Here is a 22,237-nt window from a genome sequence, read left to right on the forward strand (position 1 = left end):
ACCCTGACGCGCGGCATTCAACCACGCGTCCGGCTTGTGTCTATACGAAATCACGATTCCCGGCGACTTTGCCCATCGATGCAAGACTGGAAACAGTGACTTCCTCGGCATCCTCCCCACAACAGGCAGGTCCACTCCTCGCCCACCTGCTCGGAGTTCCCGCACGTCACGAGCGTGTCACCCATGTGGAGCATGTTCCAGCACGTCAGCCGGGTCAGGCCCGCTGGCCCGAATGGGCTCCGGACGTGCTCGTTACGCGCTTGGCGAACCGCGGGGTTACAGGACTCTGGCCTCACCAGTACGAAGCCGCCGACCTGGCATTCCGTGGCCGAAACGTGATCATCAGCACGGGCACGGCGTCCGGCAAGTCCCTGGCGTACCTGACTCCGGCGGTCGCCTCCTGCCTCGACGGCGGCACGGTCCTGTACCTGACGCCGACCAAGGCGCTGGCCGCCGACCAGCTCCGCGGGCTGCGCGAGTTGCGCATCACGCAGGTGCGCGCCGCCTGCTTCGACGGCGACACTCCTTTCGAGGAACGTACGTGGGTCCGCCAGCACGCCAACTACGTCCTGACCAATCCGGACATGCTGCATCGCGGCGTCCTGCCCCGCCACGCCCAATGGTCCTCGTTCTTCCGCCGGCTCCGCATGGTGGTCGTCGACGAGTGCCATGGATACCGCGGCGTCTTCGGCTCGCACGTGGCCCAGATCCTGCGCCGCCTGCGCCGCGTCTGCGCCCGGTACGGCTCGCGCCCCACGTTCGTGCTCGCTTCGGCCACGGCGAGCGAGCCCGGCGTGTTCGCCATGAGGCTGACGGGGCTTGAGATGGCCGAGGTGACTACAGATACCTCTCCGAAGGGTTCGACCACCGTTGCCCTCTGGGAGCCGCCCCTGACGGATCTGCGGGGCGAGGGCGGGGCTCCTGTACGCCGCACGGCGACCGCAGAGGCGGCGGACCTCCTGGCGGATCTGGTCCTGGCGAACGTACGGACGCTCGCGTTCGTACGTTCGCGGCGCGGCGCGGAGACGGTCGCCCTGACCGCCCGCGCCAAACTGGCCGACGTGGCCTTCTCCGTCTCCGCCCCCTGGCCACCGGACCAGGACCCGGCGACCACCGAGGCCACCGACCCGGAACCCGACACGTCGAGCCCCCTCGCCTGGGCCATCCCCGACCACGCCGAGGACCTGGCCACCCTCCCCGACAAGGTCGCCGCCTACCGCGCCGGCTACCTCGCCGAGGACCGCCGCCTCCTGGAGAAGGCCCTGCGCGCCGGCACCCTCATGGGCCTGGCCACCACGAACGCCCTCGAACTCGGCGTGGACGTCTCGGGCCTCGACGCCGTACTGATCGCCGGATGGCCGGGCACCCGCGCCTCCCTCTGGCAGCAGGCCGGACGGGCGGGCCGCGACGGCCAGGACGCCCTCGCCGTGCTCATCGCCCGGGACGACCCCCTGGACACCTACCTGGTCCACCACCCGCAGGCCCTCTTCGGCCAGCCGGTGGAGGCGATCGTCCTCGATCCCGACAACCCGTACGTCCTGGGCCCCCATCTGTGCGCCGCGGCCGCCGAGATCCCGCTGACCGACGACGATCTGCCCGTCTTCGGCGCCACCGCCCCTGACGTCCTGGAAGACCTGGTAGCCCGCAACCTCCTGCGACGCCGTCCGGCCGGCTGGTTCTGGACCCGGCGCGAACGCGCCACCGACCTCGCCGACATCAGAGGCGGCGGGGGCGCCCCGATCCAGGTCGTCGAGTCGTCGACCGGCCGCCTGCTCGGCAGCGTGGACGAGCCGTCCGCCCACACCACCGTCCACACCGGCGCGGTCTACCTCCACCAGGGCGAGACGTTCCTGGTGGAGGCCCTCGACCTGGACTCCGGAGTCGCGCTGGTCGAGGCCGCCACCCCCGACTATTCGACGTTCGCCCGCGACATCACGGACATCTCCATCCTCGGCACCCAGCGTTCCCGCCCGTTCGGCCCGGGAACGCTGCACTTCGGCGAGGTGGAGGTGACCCGGCAGGTGGTCTCGTACCTCAAAAGGCGGATGCAGTCAGGCGAGATGCTCGGCGACGAACCCCTCGACCTGCCACCCCGCACCCTCCGCACCCGCGCGGTCGGGTGGACCCTCCCCGCCTCCGCGCTGGCCCCGCTCGCGGCGGCGGACATCGACCTCGGCGGCGCGGCCCACGCCGCCGAGCACGCCTCGATCGGCCTGCTCCCGCTGTTCGCCACCTGCGACCGCTGGGACATCGGCGGCGTCTCCACCGAACTGCACGCCGACACGGGCCTGCTCACCGTCTTCGTGTACGACGGCCACGAAGGCGGCGCGGGCTTCGCCGAACGCGGCTACGGCCGGGCCACCGACTGGCTGACGGCCACACGCGAGGCGATCGCCTCCTGCGAGTGCGATCGCGGGTGCCCGTCCTGCATCCAGTCCCCGAAGTGCGGCAACGGGAACGAGCCCCTGCACAAACGCGGCGCACTCCAACTCCTGGACATCCTCCTCACCCCTGACCCGGCCCGCCCTCCGGACTAGCTGTCGCCCTCCTTCGGACGGCGGCCCGCAAAGGCTCGCTCGCTGTCTTCTTCGTTGTGGTCGGGGGCCCAGAAGTCGTCCGCGCCGGGCTGGGGGCGTTCCCAGAAGCCGCTGTCCTCCATGGACCTGGGGGACGGGGGGAGGTAGTCGTCCCAGCGGTCCTCGATGCGGGTGGCGGGTGGGACGGCGGGGGGCGCGGGCTGGTGGGGGACGTCGGTGACGGCCGAGCTGGGCAGGGTGATGCGTACGGGCTCTGGGCGGGCCTCCTGGGCCGCGCGCAGGTCATGCACGCCTAAGTGCATCGGCAGAGCGGCCGGAACGTGCGCCGACCCCGCCCCCAGCGCTTGCCCATTCGTCTGCCCAGTCGTCTGTCCGGTCGCCTGTCCGGTCGCCTGAGCGTTCGCCTGAGCGTTCATCTGCGTGTTCAAGTGGGCGTTCGGCTGCGTGGGCTGGGGTGTTCTCGGCTGGTCCTGCGGGGGCTCCGGCATGCGGGTCCTGGCGACGGCGAGCACCACGGCTGGCCGACGGCGGGCCGTCCCACCAGTCGGAACGTTGCCCGCGCCCGACCGAACCGACGTATCCCCACCGCTTCCCATCGGCGCGGCTGCGGTGGCGGTGGTGTGCACCGCAGCGCGACTGCCTACGCCGCCGCCGCTGCCGCTGCCGCTGCCATTGGCCGCGGCGGCGAGGGCGCGTCGCCGTGCCCATGCCCCGGCCTGTGCGGCGAGCAGGAGCAGCAGCAGGCCGATCACGACGTAAATCCCGTACTGTCCGATGTCCCCCATCGTCGACTCGTCCGACTGCGCCTCGACCCCGCCGGCCCGGACCGGAACGGCTTCGGTGTCACCTTTCGCACCCTTGTCTGTCCCGGACGCCCGGTGTCCGTCCGTCCCGCCGTCGTCCTCAGCCGTGCCGTCGGCCGTGGTCGGGATCGGAAGGTTGCCCTTGGTGTCCGCCTCGGGCAGCGGGGGCAGGGCGGAGGTCTTCCTGTGGCTCGCCGTCGGCTTGCGGGTGGGTACGGTCGTGGGCCTGACCTGCTTCTTTGCGGGCAGGGTCGGCAGCGCTTCGACACCCTTCCTGCCGTCCGTCTTCGGCGCCTGACGCGTGCCGGTCTTCTGCTTCTTGGCCTGGGACGTGGCCGCCGCGGGAACCGTGACGTACGCGGCGCCCGATTTGCCGGACCCGACCGAACCGCCGTCCCCATCACCCCGGAACGCCTTGACCATGATGCCCACCCGCTGCCCCGCCGCCTTGGCGGGCACGGCCAGCACGGCCTTGCACGAGGAGCCCGAGCAGGCGCTGTCCGCGGGCAACCGGCCCACGACGCCGGACTGACTGGTGGAAACCTCGTAGGACTGCAGGTCAGGCTCCGAGCCCTTGCTCCAGGTCACCTCGATCTTGCCGGTGCCCTCCAGCCGCGCGTTCACGTTCCCCGGCGCCTCGGGGGGCCGCCGCAGTTTGAAGGTGGTGCTCGCGTACTTGGATCCGGTGATCTCGCCCTTGAGCGTCACGGTGAAGGTGCCGTTGGGCGCGCTGCCGGCGTCGAACGTACCGGAGATTGTCTGGTTCGCTCCGCCTCCGGCGACCCGCAGGCTCGGCGTGGACGGGCCCTCGACGTACAGACCCATCTTGAGCTGCATCAACCCGGTACGAGCGGAAACCGTGACGGACGACCCCGTGACCACCTGACCGTCGGAAGGCGAGGTGATCTCTCCGGCGGATCCGGCCTGCCGTGTCACCACGGCCGCCTGCGCCGACCCGCCGATCACGATCGAACCCGCCACGACCGCCACAGCGGCCACCACCCTGCCAACCACCGTCACGACGCTTCCCTCCATAGAGAGCCTCGCGCCGCATGACCGTCCAGAGGGCGCTCACGCGACGACCGGAAGTGCGGTCCGCCCGGCCGACGCGGTCACCCGACCGCCCCGAAGTCCGTCCTTCAGAAGGCGATTGAAGACGACATGAACCGAGGGTAAGCGGAACCTTATGCGACGTAGCCGACTCTTGGACACCGCGTCCAAGAAGTCGTGACTCGATCGCGACATTGCCCCCACAAGCCCACCAGCTCGCGCCAACCCCCAGAAAATCTCCTACCGCTGGGCCCATGCCGGCGTCCAGGCTTCGCCGTCGGAGAGGCCGACCCGCCTGGAACCGAGGAAGTCGCAAAGTGCGGCGAGGGCGGGGTGCGGGTTGTCGCGGTAGCAGATCAGTGAGTACGGGTGTACGGGCATCGGGTCACGCAGGGCGATACGCCTGAGGCCATGGTCGGCGGGCCAGCCAAGACGGGTCTGCTCCCCGATGAAGGTCACCAACGACCGGGATCCGGCGATGGTCTCCAACAGGGGCTCAGTACCGAAGTCCGGGCTGTTGATCTCAATGGTGAGCCCGAACGCGGCAGCGAGATCGTCGTAATAGGCGGCCCACTCGGTCCCTGGGACGAGACCGGGCAGCCAGATCCGATGCCCGGCGAGCTGCGCAGGCGCGACCGTACGAGCACCGGCGAGCTCGTGATCCACCCCGACGAGAAGCTGCACGGGCTCATCAAGGACCCGGACAACCCCGACATCCGGAAGCTGCCCTCCAGGCGCGGTGACGGCGCGAACGGCCGCGTCGATCGTCCCGGAACGAACGGCGTCGATGGCCGCGCCCGCGTCGAGCAGGGTCACGACATCCAGCTCGAACTCGGGATGCGCACGGTGGAAGTCCCCCAGCAGCGCGGCCGGGGCGAGCTTCCGCCCGACCACGTCGACGCGCAGCGCACGACGGCCGGGCCGGACACTGGCGATCGCGCGCTCCTCGGCACGGAGGAGTTCGCGAGCATGGACCAGGAACGCCTGCCCGTCGATCGTGAGCTGCGTCCCGCGCGCGGTACGCGTGAACAGTCTCACCCCCAGGTTCCCTTCCAGAGTGGCGATGCGCTTGGACACCGCCTGCTGGCTGATCGACAACTCCGCGGCGACATCCTGGAACCGCCCCACCTCCACGGCGACCACGAAGGTGCGCACAGCATCGAGATCCACGCCGGGGATGTTAACCGCAAAACCGCTGGTCGTGCGCATCTCCGGCTTGGTCGGCGAACAGGAGGTCGGCTGGCCGTGGACGAGCAGGCAAACGTCAGGTCAGCGATTCGGACGGCCATCTCGACCGATCCGCCACTCGCCCTTTCCGGGGACGAGGTTCCGCCCTCGCGACGCCATGCCTGAACTCCCGTCCAGCCCTGCTGGCGGCACATCGAAGTGCAGCAGACCAACCGCTGACAGACACCTACTGACAGACCACCTGCTGATTGACCACCTGCTACCTCCCCGCACTGCGCACATCGTGCTCAGCGAAGGCGTGCATCAAGGTACGGCCTCCCCGCAACGCCCGCGCTCCGAGGGCCCGTCACCTGCGTCGCCCCGGTGGTGGTGCATCGAAAAGAGCAAGTTCGTCAGCATCGGGGGCCTGAAAGAGCTTCGTGTACTCCTCCAGCAACTCACGACTGATCGAGACTGTTCCTGGTTCTCCCTTCGCGTGACGGGCTTCGAGCCGACGACAGAGCTCGTCGATCGGCGCGGCAAGGTAGTGCAGTTCGACAGGAACGCCGAGTGCGCGCGCTCTGACACGTTTCTCCTCGCGTTCCGACAGCGCCCAGAAGCCGAACTCCAAGATCACGGTCTGTCCCAACCTCAACAACTCCTGCGCGTGCTTCCAAAAGCGCCTCTCAAGCCGGTCGCGCGTCGGTTCGTCGAACAGGTCGATGCCCAGATCAGCCATCCATTCATCCGGGCACAGCCGTACCGCTGGGATCTCGCGTGCCAGGCGCTTGGCCAGCGTCGTCTTTCCTGCCCCGGGCAGCCCGCACAGCAAGATCAATCTGGGCTTGACGATCGAATCCATCAGATGCCTCCACGACACCGCGGCAAAGTCACTCCGGCATGCTCGCCCAGCGCCTACAGCTGATGGAAATGGTTTCTTGCCGCGAGAGAAGACGCGAGCCGGCGACTGCCCTCCGATTACGGATGTCACGATGCGCCCCCGCCTTCCAGCTCGTTGTCAGCAGACAGGGCTTCTAGCCGTTCTTGCCGGGTGACAACATGGCCGGACCCGCACGAGCCCTGCCCAGGAGAGTGTGTGCGCCCGCGATTGGCAAGGTGATCGATAAGGAGGTTCGGACGTCGGCGACCGCCCCTGTGATCTCACATGCGACCAGCCTGACGCCATTCTTCCCGGCCAGTGTGGACGCTCTGTCGCAGGCGCCCTCGGGATCGAGAATCGCCAGCTTGGCGGCGGCCAGAGCGCTCAGATCGGCCGCGCTGTTGACGCGATGGCGGGCCACACGAACCGCGCCCACAATGGCCAGCCCTGTGGCGATCGCCAGCAGAAGTCCCATGAGAGCCACGCCCCACAAGGACGCCGACCCTCGCTCCCTGCAATTGATCATCGTCGTCCCTGAAGAAGAGTGAATGACTGACGAAGTGTCGTGAGAGCCGACGATTCGCTCAATGACACCGATCGCTCAATGACACCGACGGGCACCGCATGCCTCGGATTCTTGGCAAGGGGCAGCCAATCCTGCGCGGGCGGCGGCCTCCCAAAGGATCTTCGTCTCGCTGCTCCGACGCTTGCCTGTTTCCAGGCACTTCAAGCCCGCGCGAACCCTTCGCACCCTTCGCACGTCCACATGAGGTTCCTGCCCGACTTGGGCCTCTGTCGTGAAGTGTTCACTGTCCGTAACAGAGAGCTTCGACGGAGGGCAAGAATCTTTCGCCTCCTCGTGGCACGCCTTCTTTCAAGGCTCTGGCCCTTCCTGCTGCACAAAGTGGTCGATACACCTTGAGGGTTGGACAGTGTTCGTTCTGCTTTGCCTGGCTTCTCGGCTGTACCGCCACGTCCTGGTTGGGCGGCCGTGGACGCTTCCCGCCCTCGACTTCTCCACTCTCCGTGCTGGGTTGCGGCGTCGTCGTCTCTTCTTGTGGGTAGGAGTCGGCGTAGGGGTTGGAGATTTCGCCCCCCGGCTGCCAGGAGGACACGAGGGCTCATGTCCTCCTGGCAGATCTCCTCTCCTCTCCCCGCAGGTGTCCGCGACGTCATGGTTCTGTGGCGGCCGAAGCCGAGGCCGATACGCGGACGGCCGGTAATGAGGAACCCCAAGCTGGTCGTACATCTACTGCGATCTCTACGTTCGAGGTTTCCGCGTCACGGGCGATCTTTACGTGTGCGTCTGGGCGGGTGGCTGAGCGGGCGAGGTCGCGGACCTGGTCCAGCGGCTCGCCTCGGGCTGCGGCGCGCGCTGCCGCGCTGGCTGCGTCTACGCATTCCAGTTGGACGTTCACCGCTTGTACGGCCCAGAGCGCGGCTGCCAGGACGATCATCAGCGCCGGCAGCATGGCGGCGGTCTCGGCCGTCACCGAGCCTCGCGATGCTGACCGTCGCCTGACCGTGGCGATCCGCCTCTGGAGAAGGGTCATCCGGTCGTCTTGAGCGCTCGGTCGATGAGGGACTTGAGCATTTCCTGAACTTCTGGGCTGCTGACGACTTTGAAGAGAATTGCGGCGAAGGCGCAGGCTGCGATGGTTCCTACTGCGTACTCGGCTGTGGACATGCCTCGCTCTCGGTTGGCGACAGCGCAGGTGATCCACCTACTGAGGTGCCATCGGGTGTTGCGTGGGCTCGGCCTGGTCGGGACACCTGGGGCTGAGGCGAGGGTTGTCGTCAGGGGCTGGTTCGTTTCGGGGAGTGGGGCTTTGGCGGCAGTCGGGATGAAGGCTTTGGTCGCAGCTCGGTTCAAGGGGGTGGTGGTGGCTGTGTCGGAAGGTGGCGCGAGGGCGACTGGTGTCGGCATCGGGACGGCTTGTTCGGCTGAGGTGTTGTTGTAGGTGCTGGGCCGGGGCGAGGTGGCATATGGGCTGGTGTCCGGGGTCGGCCTGATGGTGCCTGGCATGGTGGCGGGACTTTGCATCGTGCCTCCAGGTGCTCGGAGCCGGGTCTTGTCCGGCGGGAGTCCAAGATTCGCCGAGAAGGCGCAGCCACCGTCAGGCCGAACGGCGTTCTGGGGACGTCATCGAAGCCGATCCTCAGGCTGTGGATAAGTCCCTCGGCTCGTCTCGTCCCTGTGATCGTCTGTTGAGGAGGCGTCGCGCAGGTCGCTGAGGGGTGAGTGTCCGCATGAGCCCGCGTTGAGTGCGGAAGGGTCGGCTGAGGGCGAAGGCGTTAGGCGGGCGGTGTCGTTCAGGCCCATGGAGGTCCAGGACGGGCGTGGGTCATGGCAGGACGATGGTGGAGGCGAGGCCGGCGATCACCGGGATGATGCCCAGGAGGACGAACGCCGGGAGGAAGCACAGGCCCAGAGGGGCCACTGCTTTGACGCCCACAGTACGGGCGGCGGCGAGTGAGGCGGCTCTGGCTGTGTCTCTTGCGTCGTCGGCCAGGCGGGTCAGGACGTCTGCCAGCGGCGCGCCGCTCTGCGCGGCTCGGCTCATCGCTCTCGACAGTTGGCTCAGGGCGGGGTCTCTGGCCAGGGTTGCCCAGGTGGGCTCCGGATCGGCGCCGAGGCGGAGCTGGCTGCTCACCCATGCCAGACGCTGACCGAGAGGGCCGCCGATCGTGGTCGCGGCAAGGTCTGTGGCGGCGCCCGCCGGTTGTCCGGCGAGGAGGCAGGCGGTCATCAGGTCGGCGGCGAAGGGGAGGTCGGCGGTGATCTGTTCGCGTTCCTGCCGGGAGTGAAGAGGTTCCTTTCTGTGCAGGAACAGGCCGACCGCGGGGGTCAGCAGGAGGGCCGCCGCGATTCCTGCGGGGCCGCCGAGCAGGAGGGCGATGATCAGGCCGGCGCCCACGGCGGTGGCGACGGTCTTGCTGGTCGGGCGGCGTTGGGGGGTGTCCTTCTTGTTGAGCCAGTCCGGCTGGGTGGGGGCGTCGTTCGAAGGGGCGGACGTGGTGGGAGCCGGCGGGAGGAGGTGGGTGAGGCGGTCTGCGGGGGTGCGTGGGGACGGCCACAGCCAGGTGGCGAGGGCGGCGCAAAGGGCGGCGAGCAAGGGGAGCATCGGGCGGTATCCCGTGGGGAGTGGGAGTGAGGGCGAGAGTGGGCGGGGGCTGGCCCGATCGGGTGGGGGTGGGATCGGGGGGACGCCAGGTGGCGGGATCGGGTGAGCGGTGGGTGGCGGGATCGGGCGGGAGGTGCCAGGCGAGGTGACGGGCAGTGGTGGGGTCAGGATTGGGCTTTGGTGGCCATGCGGTGGGTCCACCACAGGCCGCAGGCGTCCAGGGCTGTGCCGGACAGGAGGCAGAGCAGGCCGGGGAACGTGCCGAACAGGAAACTCAGCGGGTGCATGTTGAGTGCTCCGGCCATGAGGAGGCCGAGGGCCGGGAGGGCGGCGAGCATTCGGGCTGTGGTGCGGGGGCCGGCCAGCTGGGCGGCGACCTCCTGGCGGTGGGTCTGGGCGGCACGTAATGTGCCGGCGACTCGTTCGACCAGGGCTGACATGCCTGCGCCTACGGTGACGCTGACGTCCCAGCAGGCCGCGAGGCGGCGCAGGCCCTCGCCGCCCTGGGCGGGGGCCGCTGCTATGAGGGCCGCGGAGACGTCGCCGCCGTCTCTTGCCGCGGCCAGGGCGGGACGCAGGGCTTCGGGGTCGGGGAAGTCGACTGCCGTGATGGCCCGGGTCAGGGCTTCGCCGGGGGTGCGGCCTGCGGCGAGTTCGGCCGAGAGCGACTGGCACAGCTCTATGCAGGCGCGTCGCCAGGCCTCGGCGCGGCGGGTGGAGCTGGGGCGGGTGAGGGACGTACGGAGGAGGTGGTGCCATGGGAGCCGGCGCTGGGTGGCGGTCAGGAGGGTGTGCAGGCGGATCGCGGGCGTGCTCGGGCCTGTCCACAGCCAGATGGCGCAGGCTGTGGACAGGGCTGCGATGAGTGCGGCGGTCATCGTGGGGCCTTCAGGACGTTCTTCGCAGGAGGGTTTCGTAGCCGGGGCCGGCGTGGGAGGTGCCGTTCGGGGCGAAGGTGAGGGCGGGGACCGATTCGACGAGGCCGCTCGGGGTGCGCGAGAGCAGGCAGATCTCGGCGACCCGCCTTCGGCCGTCGGCGCGGGCGCGGGTCAGGTGGACGACCACGTCGAGGGCCGCCGCGAGCTGGCTGTGCACGGCCTCCCGGCTCAGGCCGGCCGCGCAGCCCAGGGCCTCCAGCCGGGGCGGTACGTCGGCCGCGGCATTGGCGTGCAAGGTGCCGCAACCGCCTTCGTGGCCGGTGTTCAGGGCGGCGAGCAGGTCGACGACCTCCGCTCCCCTGACCTCGCCCACCACCAGGCGGTCGGGACGCATGCGCAGCGCCTGGCGTACCAGGTCGCGCAGGCCCACTCCGCCCGCGCCCTCCAGGTTGGCCGGTCGGGTCTCCAGACGGACGACGTGTGGATGCAGCGGGCGTAGCTCGGCGGAGTCCTCCACCAGGAGGAGGCGTTCGGCGGGGTCGGCCTGCGACAGGAGCGCCGACAGGAGGGTGGTCTTGCCGGTGCCGGTGCCTCCCGTGACGAGGAAGGCGAGCCTGGCCTCGACCATCGCCGTCAGCACCGTGACGGCCGCCGGGGCGATCGTGCCGGCCGACACCAGGTCGGACAGGGTGAAGGTGCGGCGCGGCGGCAGGCGGAGCGACACGCACGTGCCGCCGGACGCGATCGGCGGCAGTACGGCGTGCAGCCGGACGCCACCGGCCAGCCTCGCGTCGACGTACGGCGAGGCGTCGTCGAGCCGGCGACCGGCGGCGGCCGCGAGGCGTTGGGCCAGCCTGCGGACCGCCCCGTCGTCGGTGAACGTGACGGAGGTGCGGCGCAGGCCGACGCCGTCGTCGATCCACACCTCCCGTGGGCCGTTGACCAGGACGTCGGTGACGTCGGAGCGGGCCAGGAGCGGTTCGAGCGGGCCCGCCCCGATCAGGTCGGCGCACAGGGCACGGGCCACCGCGAGGATCTCGGCGTCTCCGTAGACCGAACGTTCGGCTCTCAGGGCGACTGCCACCTGGGCCGCCGTCGGTTCCACTCCCGCCCTGGCCAGGCGGACGCGTACGGCCTCCACCAGCTCCGGGGAGACCTCCTCTGCGGCGCTCATGCCGGGAGGAGGTCTTGGAGCAGGGAGACGCACAGGGTGCCGAGAACCGTGCGTGGGCCGAGTTTGGGCAGCTCGCCGCGGTTGAGGGTGGCGGTGAGCCCCGGATGGTCGGGCAGGCGGGCGGCGACGGGGATGCCGAGGGATTGCGCCGCCGTCTCCTCGTCGAGAACTCCGGGACGCAGGATGGCACGCAGGTCAGAGGCGTGTTTGCCGAGCTCGCCCAGGACCTGGACGGTGGACAGGATGCCGCGCAGGTCTGCCGTGGTGACCGTCAGGGTGGTGTTCGCCCTGGTGAGGGCTTCGACGGCGGCCGGGTCGAGGTGGCGCGGGAGGTCGACGACGATCAGGTCGAAGCCGCGTCTGCCCGCTTCCAGGACCGAACGCATGGCCTGGGGCGGGATCGCCGCCACCTCGCCGCGGTGGAAGGACAGGACCGCGAGGTCGCCGAACGACGGGAGCGCCGCCCGCAGTGCGCTGGAGCTGATCCTTCCCTCCCTCGCCACGAGGTCGCCCCAGCGGGCGCCTGCCGCCTCCTCGTGGCCGAGCAGGGCGTCAATGCCGCCGCCGAGGGGATCGGCGTCGACCAGGAGCGTACGGAGACGGTCGCCCGAGGCGCGCAGGGCCAGGCAGGCGGACACCACGCTCGCGCCCGCTCCGCCATGGCCGCCGATCACGCAGGTCACCGCGCCGGAGCGGGGCTCGGGTTCCATGGCGTCGGCGAAGCGTTCGACGAGGTGGCGTTCGTCGCCGGGGAGGCGGACCACGGCTTGGGCTCCCACCGCCACGCATTTGCGCCAGGCGTCGGGGTCGTCGGGGTCGCGGGTCACCAGGAGGACCTGGTCTCGGGTGGGCGGTGAGGTGGCGGAGACGGCGTCGGCCTGGTCGGGGCCGATGGCGACCATGGGGGCGAGGTTCCAGTACGGGCGGGCGTGGGCCGGAGTGTGGGCCACGTCGAGCTGGCCGCCGGGCACGGCTGCGATGCGGACGAGGTCGTCGAGGAGGTCGTGGTCCTCGGTGATGACCAGGGGGCGGTGCACGGGGTTCTCCTCCTGCGGGGACGTGGGAGGTCAACCCTGCTGGGGAGGAGGCGAGCGGGAGGGGGCGAACGAGATTCTGTGGAGCACGGGCTCGGACCACGGGCCGCCTGTGGACAACCAGCACGCAGACGAGTGGCGGGGGGTGCGCGAGGGCGGGGAGGGTCCGCGGGCGCGAGATTGGGGTGGAAAAGGGGCGACCCCCGCCGGGGGGGAGAGCGGGGGTCGCCTGATCGGTCCGGCTCCGGGGGGGTAGAGCCGGTCCCGTTTCAGAAGAAAGCTTTCATCACTTCACCAGAGCAGGCAAGAGACTTGCAAAGCAATCCCTCGCACAGACGCTCCAGTTTCGGGCGATACCTCCGTATGCTGCCCGATCCACTCGAGTTTCGTCGAGCAGTAATCTGCCATTTTCGCCAAGTTTTTTCGCCGTCCCATAACGATCACATAAAGACCGTCACGTTCCGTAATCATCACAGGTAGGTAACGGGTTGCGGCAGATCGTGATCGCAACGGCACCCTCCCGCCCGTCCCACGCCTCGGCAAAGGTCTTGGTACGAGGGGTTCCCATCAGGACGAATCCGACGTAGAAAGGTGTTACGGACCACTTGTCCGGGTGCATCAGCCGGGCACCCACGCGCGACCAGCCGCGGGAGGCGCGTCGTGGCGGGCTTGACCCGTACCGACGAAATTGAGGTGCACGCTTGGTAACCCGGTGTGATGCACCGGCGGACGGCGTCTCGACCGAGACGCCGTCAGCTATGTGACCAGCCCGTCCGTCAGCCCCGCTGCATCGCTTCACAGATGGCGGCCGTCTCCCGGACCCCCAGGCTTACCGCCGAGGCACAGTGTTGTACCCACTGGCCGACCCCCTCCGGGGTGCCGCTCAGGTACGCCCTCAGCGCCTCCGCGTACGGCAGCTCCCGGTGCCCCACCTCGACCGCGACCAGCGACTTCGGGTCCAGCCCGTACTCGACCAGCGTCAATCGTCCGGCGGAACGGGCCACGACGCCATCGCACGTACCGAACGGCCGCAGCACCGCCAGCTCGGCGTGGACGACGGCGGCCAGCACGATCGCGGGCGCCTTGCCCGCACCTTCCAGCAGCCGGAACAGGGCGTCCATGCGCGTCGCGGTCTCCGCGGCGCCCGGCGCCGGACCGAGCCCGAGCGGGTCGGGAGCCGTGTCCTCGGTACGAGGCCGGCCCAGCGCGTCCTCCTCGGCGAGCCCGGCGGCGGCCACGGTGTGCAGGCGGGCGAGCACCTGCCTGGGCGCCTTCCGCCAGGTGGGCCCGAGCCGGCCCATCTCCGCCGACGCCCGCAGCGCCCCCTGGACGAGCGGGTCGTGCACCTCGTCGCGGCGCAGCGCGTCGAGGGACACGTCCGCGCCCTCGATCGCGGCCGAGGCCCGCGCGCCGCGCAGGGACGACTCGGTGGACACCGCCGGGCTCGCCCGCCGCAGGACACGATGCCGATAGAGCCTGTCGACGGCCTGCCGCGCCTCGTCCACAGCCTCGGACACGCCTGGGAACCGCGCGATGACGGCCAATGGGTCACTCACGAAAACCGACCTTACCGGCGGGTACGCCATGCCCCGCCATGGACCGGACCGCCGCCGTATAAGGCGCTACGGCACCCCCCGCTTTTTCCCGCCACGCCGGGCCGCATATTCTCCTGATTTCAGGATGACAACAGTTCAATTGCGTTTGTCATGCGAGCTGATAATCGAACGGCCACCCACGCGAATCGGTACAGACCTGTCTAGACCTCTTGTGTGGGGAGGCCGTGAGCTGGTGAAGTGGGACACGACCTGTCCAACCTGGCCATAGAAGGAGCACGAAGTGGCCCCGGAGACCCCTGGCAACGAGACCCAGGCGCTGTCCAACCTGCTACAGGAAAAGCGCCGGTTCGCACCACCGGCTGAGCTGGCGGCGGCCGCGAACGTGACCGCCGCCGCGTACACCGAGGCCAATGCCGACCGTCTCGCCTTCTGGGAGCGCGCGGCCGAGCGGCTGACCTGGGCCAGGCGGTGGGACACGACGCTGGAGTGGAACGCGCCGTTCGCCAAGTGGTTCATCGGCGGCGAGCTCAACGTCGCCTACAACTGCGTCGACCGGCACGTCGAAGAGGGACGCGGCGACAAGATCGCCTACCACTGGGAGGGCGAGCCCGAGGGCGACAGCCGCACGCTGACCTACAACGACCTCAAGACCGAGGTCAGCAAGGCCGCCAACGCCCTCCTGGAGCTCGGCGTGCGCAAGGGCGACCGGGTCGCCATCTACATGCCGATGATCCCCGAGCTGCCGATCGCGATGCTGGCCTGCGCCCGCCTCGGCGCGATCCACTCGGTGGTGTTCGGCGGCTTCTCCTCCGCCGCCCTGAAGAGCCGCATCGACGACGCCGACGCCAAGCTCGTCATCACGGCCGACGGCGGCTACCGGCGCGGCAAGCCGAGCGCCCTCAAGCCGACCGTGGACGAGGCCGTCGCCGAGTGCCCGCAGGTCGAGAACGTCCTCGTCGTACGGCGTACCGGCCAGGACGTCGCGGTGGGCGACAAGGACGTGTGGTGGCACGACCTGGTCGAGCGCCAGAGCGACCAGCACACCCCCGAGGCGCACGACGCCGAGGACCCGCTGTACATCCTGTACACCAGCGGCACCACCGGCAAGCCCAAGGGCATCCTGCACACGACCGGCGGCTACCTCACCCAGACGGCCTGGACGCACCACGCGGTCTTCGACCTCAAGCCCGAGACCGACATCTACTGGTGCACGGCCGACATCGGCTGGGTCACCGGCCACTCCTACATCGTCTACGGCCCCCTCGCCAACGGCGCGACCAGCGTCATCTACGAGGGCACCCCGGACACCCCGCACCGCGGGCGGTTCTGGGAGATCGTGCAGAAGTACAAGGTCACGATCCTCTACACCGCCCCCACGGCGATCCGGACGTTCATGAAGTGGGGTGACGACATCCCCGCCAAGTTCGACATGTCCAGCCTGCGCGTCCTGGGCTCGGTCGGCGAGCCGATCAACCCCGAGGCGTACGTCTGGTACCGCGAGCACATCGGCCACGACCGCTGCCCGGTCGTGGACACCTGGTGGCAGACGGAGACCGGCGCCATCATGATCAGCCCGCTGCCGGGCGTCACCTCGGCCAAGCCGGGCGCCGCGATGCGGCCGTTGCCGGGCATCACCGCCGACGTGGTCGACGACCAGGGCAACAGCGTGCCCGACGGGGGCGGCGGCTTCCTCGTGGTGCGCGACCCGTGGCCGTCGATGCTGCGCACGATCTGGGGCGACGACCAGCGCTACATCGACACGTACTGGTCGCGGTTCGAGGGCATGTACTTCCCCGGCGACGGCGCGAAGAAGGACGAGGACGGCGACCTGTGGCTGCTCGGCCGCGTCGACGACGTCATGCTCGTCTCCGGCCACAACATCTCCACCACCGAGGTGGAGAGCGCGCTGGTCAGCCACCCCAAGGTCGCCGAGGCGGCCGTGGTCGGCGCGACCGACCCGGTGACCGGCCAGGCCATCGTGTCGTTCGTGATCCTGCGCGGCAGCGTCGAGGAGAGCGACGACATCGCCGCCGAGCTGCGTGACCACGTGGCCAAGACGCTCGGCCCGATCGCCAAGCCGCGGCAGATCCTGGTCGTGCCCGAGCTGCCGAAGACGCGCTCCGGCAAGATCATGCGCCGCCTCCTGCGCGACGTGGCCGAGAACCGCAGCATCGGCGACGTCACCACGCTCGCCGACAGCACGGTGATGAACCTCATCTCCGAGAAACTGCCTTCGGCCAAGTCCGAGGACTGATCAGGCGTAACACCACATGAGGCGCATGCCCCCCTTTTGGGGCATGCGCCTCATGCGTCTGCGGTGGACGGCGTTATCGTGGGTGATCGGGTAGTTCTGTGGGTAGCAGCGTCCTCCGCGTGTTCGGTGGCGCCCAGCCGTCAGTACGGGATGTTTGACACGGCCACCAGGCCTCGATAGGAGACGTTCATGCCGCAGACTCCCGAGGAAGAATCCCTGGGCTCGCTGGTCGCCCAGGCCAGCAGCCACATCTCCGACCTCGTCCGCTCGGAGATCGAGCTGGCCAAGGCCGAGTTCAAGTTCGACGCCAAGCGGGTGGGCACCGCCGCCGGCCTGTTCGCCGCCGCCGCGTTCATGGCCCACCTGTGCCTGATCCTCGCCTCGTTCACCATCGCGTACGTGCTGGCCCAGTGGTTGCCCAACTGGGCGGCCTTCCTCATCGTGACCGTCTTCTACCTGGTGGCCGCGGGCCTGCTGGTGCTGGTCGGCGTACGCAGGCTGAAGGGGCTGGCCGGGATGAAGCGTACGGCCAGGTCGATCAAGGGGCTCAAGGAGATCGCCGCCCCCGAGGAGCAGACGCTTCCGGTGCCCAGTTCCGACAGCCGGCCGGTGAGCCGTGATGGCACCTGACGAGACGGTCGTCCAGATCGACGGCCCGTGGACACACCGGGCCGTGCACGCCGGCGGCACCCGCTTCCACGTCGTGGAGGCCGGTGAGGGTCCGCTGGTGCTGCTGCTGCACGGGTTCCCGCAGTTCTGGTGGACCTGGCGCAACCAGCTCACCTCGCTCGCCGCGGCCGGCTTCCGCGCGGTGGCCGCCGACCTGCGCGGCTACGGCGGCAGCGACAAGCCGCCGCGCGGCTACGACCTGCCCACCCTCGCCGCCGACGCGACAGGGCTGATCCGCGCGCTCGGCGAGACCGGCGCGGTCGTCGTCGGCCACGACTGGGGCGGCCTGCTGGCCTGGACGATGGCCGTGCTCGACCCCAAGTGCGTACGCCGGCTGGTCGTGGTGTCCGCGCCGCATCCGCTGCGGCTGCGCCACTCGCTGGTGACCGACCTCGGCCAGCTCAGGGCCGCCCGGCGGGGGCTCGGCTACCAGCTCCCCCTGCTGCCCGAACGCCGGCTCACCCGCCACGACGCCGCCCAGGTCGGCAGGCTGCTGGCGGAGTGGTCGGCCCCCGGCTGGCCGGACGCGGAGACCGCGCGCACCTACCGGGAGGCGTTCGGCATCCCCGCCGTGGCCCATTCCGCGCTGGAGTACCACCGCTGGTTCGGCCGTTCCCAGCTCCGGCCCGACGGGCGACGTTACGCCAGGGTCATGCGTACCGAGATCGAGGCGCCGACGCTGCACCTGCACGGCGCGCTCGACCCGTGGGTGCTGCCCCGCACCGCCCAGGGCTCCAGCCGGTACGTCGCGGCCCCCTACCGCTGGCGGCTGCTCGAAAGCGCGGGCCACTTCCCGCACGAAGAGATCCCCGACGTGTTCGACACCGAGCTGCTCGGCTGGCTGGCCGACCCCGAACCCGACCGATGAGAGAGCCCCTCGAGCGATGAGAGACCGCGACCCCCAGGGCAAGCCGCGCAACGCCAGGCCACGCGACGCGTACGGCAGGCCGCTCCCCTACGGCTCGTCCGGCGTCGACCGGGTCCCCGACGACTACGCCCCCACCGCCGCGCAGGCGCTCGCCGACGCGCGGCGCTTCCTGCGGGAAGGGTTGCCGTTCAACGCCCACGAGGTCTTCGAGGGCCGCTGGAAGTGCGCTCCCGAGGACGAGCGCGAGCTGTGGCAGGGGCTCGCGCAGATCTGCGTCGGGCTGACGCACCTGCAACGCGGCAACGGCCGCGGCGCGGTGACCCTCCTCAGCCGCGGCGCGGCCAGGGCGCAGGCGTACGGCGGCGACTACGACGCCGTCGGCAGGGCGGCCACCGGCCTGACCCAGGACAGCGACCCCGGCGAGGCCGTCGCCCTGATCCTGGGCGAGCTGCCGGACTAGTCGCACTCCTGGGTGCTGGCCGGAGTGGTGTCGTTCCGGCCCTGGCCGGCGTCGGGCGCGACCTCCTCGGCGGTCAGCACGTAACCGGTGTCCTTCTCGCTGACGGCGGCGGCGAAGATCACGCCGTAGACGCGGCCGTCGACGGTGAGCAGCGGGCCGCCGGAGTTGCCCGGCAACACCTTCCCGCGGATCGCGTAGACCTTCCGCCTGACGTTGGGGCCGTGGTAGATGTCGGGGCCCTCGGCGTCGAGGCGGCCGCCGATGCGGGCCGGCTCGGCGGTGAAGCCCTTGCCGCGCGGGAAGCCGGCGATGATGGCGTTGGCGCCGCGCTCGCCGTCGGCCTCGAAGCTGAGCTGCGGCAGATTGAGGCCGGGCACGTAGAGGACCGCGATGTCGCGCTGGGGGTTGTAGCGCACGACCGTGGCCGCGTGGCGCACGTTGCGGTAGTCGATGACCTCAAGGTCGCGGGTGACGCCCGCGACGACGTGGGCGTTCGTCATGATCCGGTTGCCGGCGTAGACGAAGCCGGTGCCCTCGATGTGCTTGTTGCAGCTCTCGGCGTTGCCCTGGACCTTGACGATGGCCCGCTGGGCGCGACCCAGCTTGGCGCCCTGGAGGATGCTCTGCGCGGGCGGCGGTACGTCGATCAGCGTGTCGGCGCCGATCGCGTCGAAGACGGGCGGGAACTCCGACCTGTCGACGAACTTCTTGAACGGCTGCTGCCAGTTGCGCGCGGCCTGCGGGATCGCGTCGTCGACCGTGGTCAGCAGCGCGGAGTTCTTGACCTGGTCGACCAGCGGCGTGAACGTCGTCGAGACGATCAGCGACCCGATCAGCCAGGCGATCACCAGCACCGACAGCGCGCTCGCGAACGTGCCGCCCACGGCGTCGGCCATCTTGGCCGGCTCCCACGTCACGTGGCTGCGTACGACCGCGCCGACCGTGGAGGAGGCGAACTGGCCGATCGTCGCGGCCAGGAACACGATCACGATGGCGAGCAGCGCCTGCGGGGTGTCGCCGTCGACGACCGCCTTGGCGATCGGCGGGGCGATGAAGATGCCCAGGACGGCGCCGCCCACGAACCCCACGAAACTCATCGCGCCGATGATGAAGCCCTGCCGGTACCCGGATACGCCGAAGGCGATCACGAGGCCGATCAATATGAGGTCAAGCAGATCACCGCGCACGCTTCAAAGGTAGCCAGCGATACGGTCAAGTGTGCACGTCTTCCGCCAGGACGACGTCACCCGCCTGGCTATCTTGGGCGCTATGCCGCCGGCCGAGGGAACAGTGCGCGATCTCATCCAGGCAGCCCTCAGCGACACCGACCCGGACGGCCCACTGCGCTGGCACGTGATCTGCCTGCTGCGCCAGCGGGCCGACCTTGAGTCGTTCATCGAGGCACGCCGCCTGTGCGCCGCGGACAACGTGGCCGAGCGCCTGCTCGGGGTGGACATCATGGGCATGCTCCGGCCGTTCGTGGACCGTACGCTGCCGGTGCTGCGCTACCTCGCGGCCAGCGAGGACGACGCCATGGTCCTGTACTCGATCCTGATCGCGTTCGGCCATCTGGCCGACCCACGTTCGCTGCCCTCGGTGATCGACCTGGCCTGTCACGACGACGCCAGAGTCAGGTACGGCGCCGCGTACGCGCTGCAGCACGTGCTCGGCGAGCCGCCGGACCGGGCGGGCCTGGAGATGTTGCGCACCCTGGCCGCCGACGCCGACGCCGACGTGGCCAACTGGGCCTCGCTCGGCGTCTCGCTCAGGGCTGCGGAGTAACGATTCGAGGCGTCGGGGTGATCCGCTCGCGCAGGCCCATCCTGACGACCTCGGCCGGCAGGTCCTCGATCCGCGCGGGGTCCCACGGGCGTTCGAGGCCGCCCTCGCGCAGCACGGTGTCGAGCACCATCGCGGTGAACCCCCACACCAGCATGCCCCGTACGTGGAAGGCCGGACCGGCGAGGCCGCTGGGATGCCGCAGCATGACCCGGTTGCCCGGGTCGACCAGCTCCACGATCGGCACCCGTTCGACGGACTCGACCTCGTCGGGCGAGGCGGCGTGCACCGCCGAAGGCGTGTGCCACCAGCCGAACACCGGCGTGACCCGGTTGTCGCTGTGGTCGAGGTAGAGCTCGGGCATGGTGCCGAGGACGCGTACGCCGCGCGGGTCGACGCCGGTCTCCTCCTCCGCCTCGCGCAGGGCCGCGCCTACCGGGCCGCCGTCGCCGGGATCGACGCCGCCGCCGGGGAAGGCGGGCTGGCCGGCGTGCCGGCGACCGCGTGAGCTGCGCTGGATCAGCAGCACGTCGGGACCGAACGGCCCCTCGCCGAACAACATCAGCACCGCGGCCAGGCGCCCGCCGTCGGCCGGGGGCCGCAGGTAGCGGGGCACTGTGATCCCGGCGGCCTGCGCCGCCAGCCGTTCGAGCCAGTCGGGCACTTCTGTCACGCCAACCTCCAACACGGTACGGCCCCGTTCACTTCCCGCGCGTGGCGCTCAGGAGAAGGGACCGGGCCTGACCAGCTTCTCCGCCTCCGCCTCGCCCGTGGGCCCGGTGCCGAAGGAGGGGCACAGGCTCGCCAGCGGGCACACGCCGCAGGCCGGACGGCGGGCGTGGCAGATGCGGCGGCCGTGCCAGATCACCCGGTGGGAGAAGATCGTCCACTCGCGCCTGGGCAGTAGCTCGGCCACGACGTGCTCGATCTTGACGGGATCGGTCTCCTCGGTCCAGCCGAAGCGGCGCACGAGCCTCTGGAAGTGGGTGTCGACGGTCAGCCCAGGCACGCCGAACGCGTTGCCGAGCACCACGTTCGCGGTCTTGCGGCCCACACCGGGCAGCGTGACCAGGTCCTTCAGCCGGCCGGGCACCTCGCCGCGGTAGCGCTCGCACACGGCCTGGGCCATGCCGATGATGCTGTTGGTCTTGGCGCGGAAGAAGCCGGTCGAGCGGATGATGTCTTCCATCTCGGCCCGGTCGGCGGCGGCGTAGTCCTCGACCGTGGGGTATTTGGCGAACAGGGTGGGGGTCACCATGTTCACCCGCTTGTCGGTGCACTGGGCCGAGAGGATGGTGGCGACCAGGAGCTCCAGCGGGTTGCGGAAGTCGAGCTCACAGTGGGCGTCGGGGTAGGTCTCGGCGAGGATGCGGTTCATCTTGCGCGCCCGCCGTACCAGTGCGAGCTGGGTCTCCGGCTTGCGGCCCGCCGCGTTCGTGGCCATGCCGCAAGACTATGGGAACGGTTGAACCTTCTCCGCCGCGTTCGCGTACAACCTGGCGCGTGGAGGGCGGCGATCATGGGCGATCAGCACAAGGGCGAGACACTGACCGAGTTCGTACGCGCGGGCGGCCCGTTGAGCGGCGCCGCGCTGCACCGGCTGGCGTTGGGCAGCGCCGCGGCCATGGCCAGGATGCACGCCCATGGCGTGACCGGCCTGCGGCTCACCCCGGACAACGTCGCGCTCGGCACGCGCGGCCAGGTGCTGGTGGGCGTTCAGGGCTCGCCCGGCCGCGGCGGCCCGGCGGGTGACGTACGGGACTGGGCCGAGCTGGTGAGGTACGCGAGCGGCCCCGGCACGCTGCCGCATCCGCTGCGCGGAGTGGTCGAGCGCTGCCGCCGTCCCGAGCCCGCCGCCCGCCCTTCGGCGGCCCATGTCGTACGCGTCCTGCTGGACCACACGATGGCGACGGCGGTCGCCTCAGTGGACGACCTCCTGCGGAAGTAAGCAGGTCACCCGATTTGTTCATACACTTCAGTGCGCCACACACCAGGGCATTCCC

Annotated in this window: 21 protein-coding genes; 7 read left to right on the forward strand and 14 right to left on the reverse strand. The window is 70.1% G+C overall.

Annotated elements, in window-relative coordinates:
• Positions 1–146: 146 nt before the first annotated feature.
• Positions 147–2,537, forward strand: coding sequence for a DEAD/DEAH box helicase (locus DMB42_RS54440; RefSeq protein ID WP_396985161.1), 2,391 nt, complete (start codon positions 147–149; stop codon positions 2,535–2,537).
• On the opposite strand, the gene DMB42_RS39615 is transcribed toward DMB42_RS54440, so the two are convergent.
• From DMB42_RS39615 to DMB42_RS39665, 11 genes are all read right to left on the reverse strand, one after another.
• The gene (locus DMB42_RS39615) at positions 2,534–4,360 is read right to left on the reverse strand and encodes a hypothetical protein (protein WP_125643999.1); all 1,827 of its coding nucleotides are present in this window, start codon (positions 4,358–4,360) and stop codon (positions 2,534–2,536) included. The two genes, DMB42_RS54440 and DMB42_RS39615, sit on opposite strands and share 4 nt — an antisense overlap.
• A 270-nt stretch (positions 4,361–4,630) precedes the next feature.
• Positions 4,631–5,599, reverse strand: a complete 969-nt coding sequence (locus DMB42_RS39620) for a LysR family transcriptional regulator (RefSeq protein WP_125644001.1) — start codon at positions 5,597–5,599, stop codon at positions 4,631–4,633.
• A 325-nt stretch (positions 5,600–5,924) separates the two neighbouring features.
• On the reverse strand, positions 5,925–6,419 hold the full coding sequence (locus tag DMB42_RS39625; protein ID WP_125644003.1) for an AAA family ATPase: 495 nt from the start codon (positions 6,417–6,419) through the stop codon (positions 5,925–5,927).
• 172 nt (positions 6,420–6,591) lie between these two features.
• Positions 6,592–6,963 (reverse strand): Rv3654c family TadE-like protein, encoded by a 372-nt coding sequence (locus DMB42_RS39630; RefSeq protein ID WP_125644005.1) that lies wholly within the window; start codon positions 6,961–6,963, stop codon positions 6,592–6,594.
• 646 nt (positions 6,964–7,609) lie between these two features.
• A complete protein-coding gene (locus tag DMB42_RS56135) occupies positions 7,610–7,990 on the reverse strand; it encodes a TadE family type IV pilus minor pilin (RefSeq protein WP_125644007.1) in 381 nt (126 codons plus the stop codon).
• Entirely contained in the window at positions 7,987–8,481 is a 495-nt protein-coding gene (locus DMB42_RS56140; RefSeq protein ID WP_312024790.1) for a DUF4244 domain-containing protein, read from the reverse strand. The genes DMB42_RS56135 and DMB42_RS56140 overlap by 4 nt, the downstream gene beginning before the upstream one ends.
• Before the next feature lie 301 nt (positions 8,482–8,782).
• Complete coding sequence (locus tag DMB42_RS39645; protein ID WP_125644009.1) at positions 8,783–9,562, reverse strand: type II secretion system F family protein; 780 nt, start codon at positions 9,560–9,562, stop codon at positions 8,783–8,785.
• A 164-nt stretch (positions 9,563–9,726) separates the two neighbouring features.
• Complete coding sequence (locus DMB42_RS39650) at positions 9,727–10,440, reverse strand: type II secretion system F family protein (RefSeq protein ID WP_125644011.1); 714 nt, start codon at positions 10,438–10,440, stop codon at positions 9,727–9,729.
• Positions 10,441–10,450: 10 nt separating this feature from the next.
• Positions 10,451–11,614 (reverse strand): TadA family conjugal transfer-associated ATPase, encoded by a 1,164-nt coding sequence (locus tag DMB42_RS39655; protein WP_125644013.1) that lies wholly within the window; start codon positions 11,612–11,614, stop codon positions 10,451–10,453.
• Entirely contained in the window at positions 11,611–12,651 is a 1,041-nt protein-coding gene (gene ssd / locus DMB42_RS39660; protein ID WP_125644015.1) for a septum site-determining protein Ssd, read from the reverse strand. The genes DMB42_RS39655 and ssd overlap by 4 nt, the downstream gene beginning before the upstream one ends.
• 773 nt (positions 12,652–13,424) lie before the next feature.
• Complete coding sequence (locus tag DMB42_RS39665) at positions 13,425–14,204, reverse strand: oxidoreductase (RefSeq protein ID WP_185845106.1); 780 nt, start codon at positions 14,202–14,204, stop codon at positions 13,425–13,427.
• Between the two features lie 280 nt (positions 14,205–14,484).
• Between DMB42_RS39665 and acs the strand changes: the two genes are divergently transcribed.
• The 4 genes from acs (at position 14,485) to DMB42_RS39685 (ending at position 18,455) form a co-directional block, all read left to right on the forward strand.
• Positions 14,485–16,458, forward strand: coding sequence for an acetate--CoA ligase (gene acs, locus DMB42_RS39670; protein ID WP_125644017.1), 1,974 nt, complete (start codon positions 14,485–14,487; stop codon positions 16,456–16,458).
• 189 nt (positions 16,459–16,647) lie between these two features.
• Positions 16,648–17,088, forward strand: a complete 441-nt coding sequence (locus DMB42_RS39675) for a phage holin family protein (RefSeq protein WP_125644019.1) — start codon at positions 16,648–16,650, stop codon at positions 17,086–17,088.
• Complete coding sequence (locus tag DMB42_RS39680; RefSeq protein ID WP_125644021.1) at positions 17,078–17,995, forward strand: alpha/beta fold hydrolase; 918 nt, start codon at positions 17,078–17,080, stop codon at positions 17,993–17,995. The genes DMB42_RS39675 and DMB42_RS39680 overlap by 11 nt, the downstream gene beginning before the upstream one ends.
• A 16-nt stretch (positions 17,996–18,011) precedes the next feature.
• Positions 18,012–18,455 (forward strand): DUF309 domain-containing protein, encoded by a 444-nt coding sequence (locus tag DMB42_RS39685; RefSeq protein WP_125644023.1) that lies wholly within the window; start codon positions 18,012–18,014, stop codon positions 18,453–18,455.
• Here DMB42_RS39685 and DMB42_RS39690 read toward each other — a convergent pair.
• Positions 18,452–19,642 (reverse strand): MarP family serine protease, encoded by a 1,191-nt coding sequence (locus tag DMB42_RS39690; protein ID WP_125644025.1) that lies wholly within the window; start codon positions 19,640–19,642, stop codon positions 18,452–18,454. The genes DMB42_RS39685 and DMB42_RS39690 overlap by 4 nt on opposite strands.
• Before the next feature lie 82 nt (positions 19,643–19,724).
• Here DMB42_RS39690 and DMB42_RS39695 point away from each other — a divergent pair, with 82 nt between their 5' ends.
• Positions 19,725–20,237, forward strand: coding sequence for a HEAT repeat domain-containing protein (locus DMB42_RS39695; RefSeq protein ID WP_125644027.1), 513 nt, complete (start codon positions 19,725–19,727; stop codon positions 20,235–20,237).
• Here the strand turns inward: DMB42_RS39695 and DMB42_RS39700 are convergent.
• Entirely contained in the window at positions 20,221–20,907 is a 687-nt protein-coding gene (locus tag DMB42_RS39700; RefSeq protein ID WP_185845107.1) for a CoA pyrophosphatase, read from the reverse strand. The genes DMB42_RS39695 and DMB42_RS39700 overlap by 17 nt on opposite strands.
• A 48-nt stretch (positions 20,908–20,955) precedes the next feature.
• Positions 20,956–21,678, reverse strand: a complete 723-nt coding sequence (gene nth / locus DMB42_RS39705) for an endonuclease III (protein ID WP_125644029.1) — start codon at positions 21,676–21,678, stop codon at positions 20,956–20,958.
• A gap of 75 nt (positions 21,679–21,753) precedes the next feature.
• On the opposite strand from nth, the gene DMB42_RS39710 reads away from it, so the two are divergent.
• Positions 21,754–22,182 carry a hypothetical protein gene (locus DMB42_RS39710; RefSeq protein WP_125644031.1) on the forward strand — a complete coding sequence of 143 codons (429 nt, stop codon included), beginning with the start codon at positions 21,754–21,756 and terminating at the stop codon, positions 22,180–22,182.
• The last annotated feature ends 55 nt before the right edge of the window (positions 22,183–22,237 follow it).

The sequence above is a fragment of the Nonomuraea sp. WAC 01424 genome (assembly GCF_003947315.1).
Lineage (GTDB): Bacteria > Actinomycetota > Actinomycetes > Streptosporangiales > Streptosporangiaceae > Nonomuraea > Nonomuraea spiralis.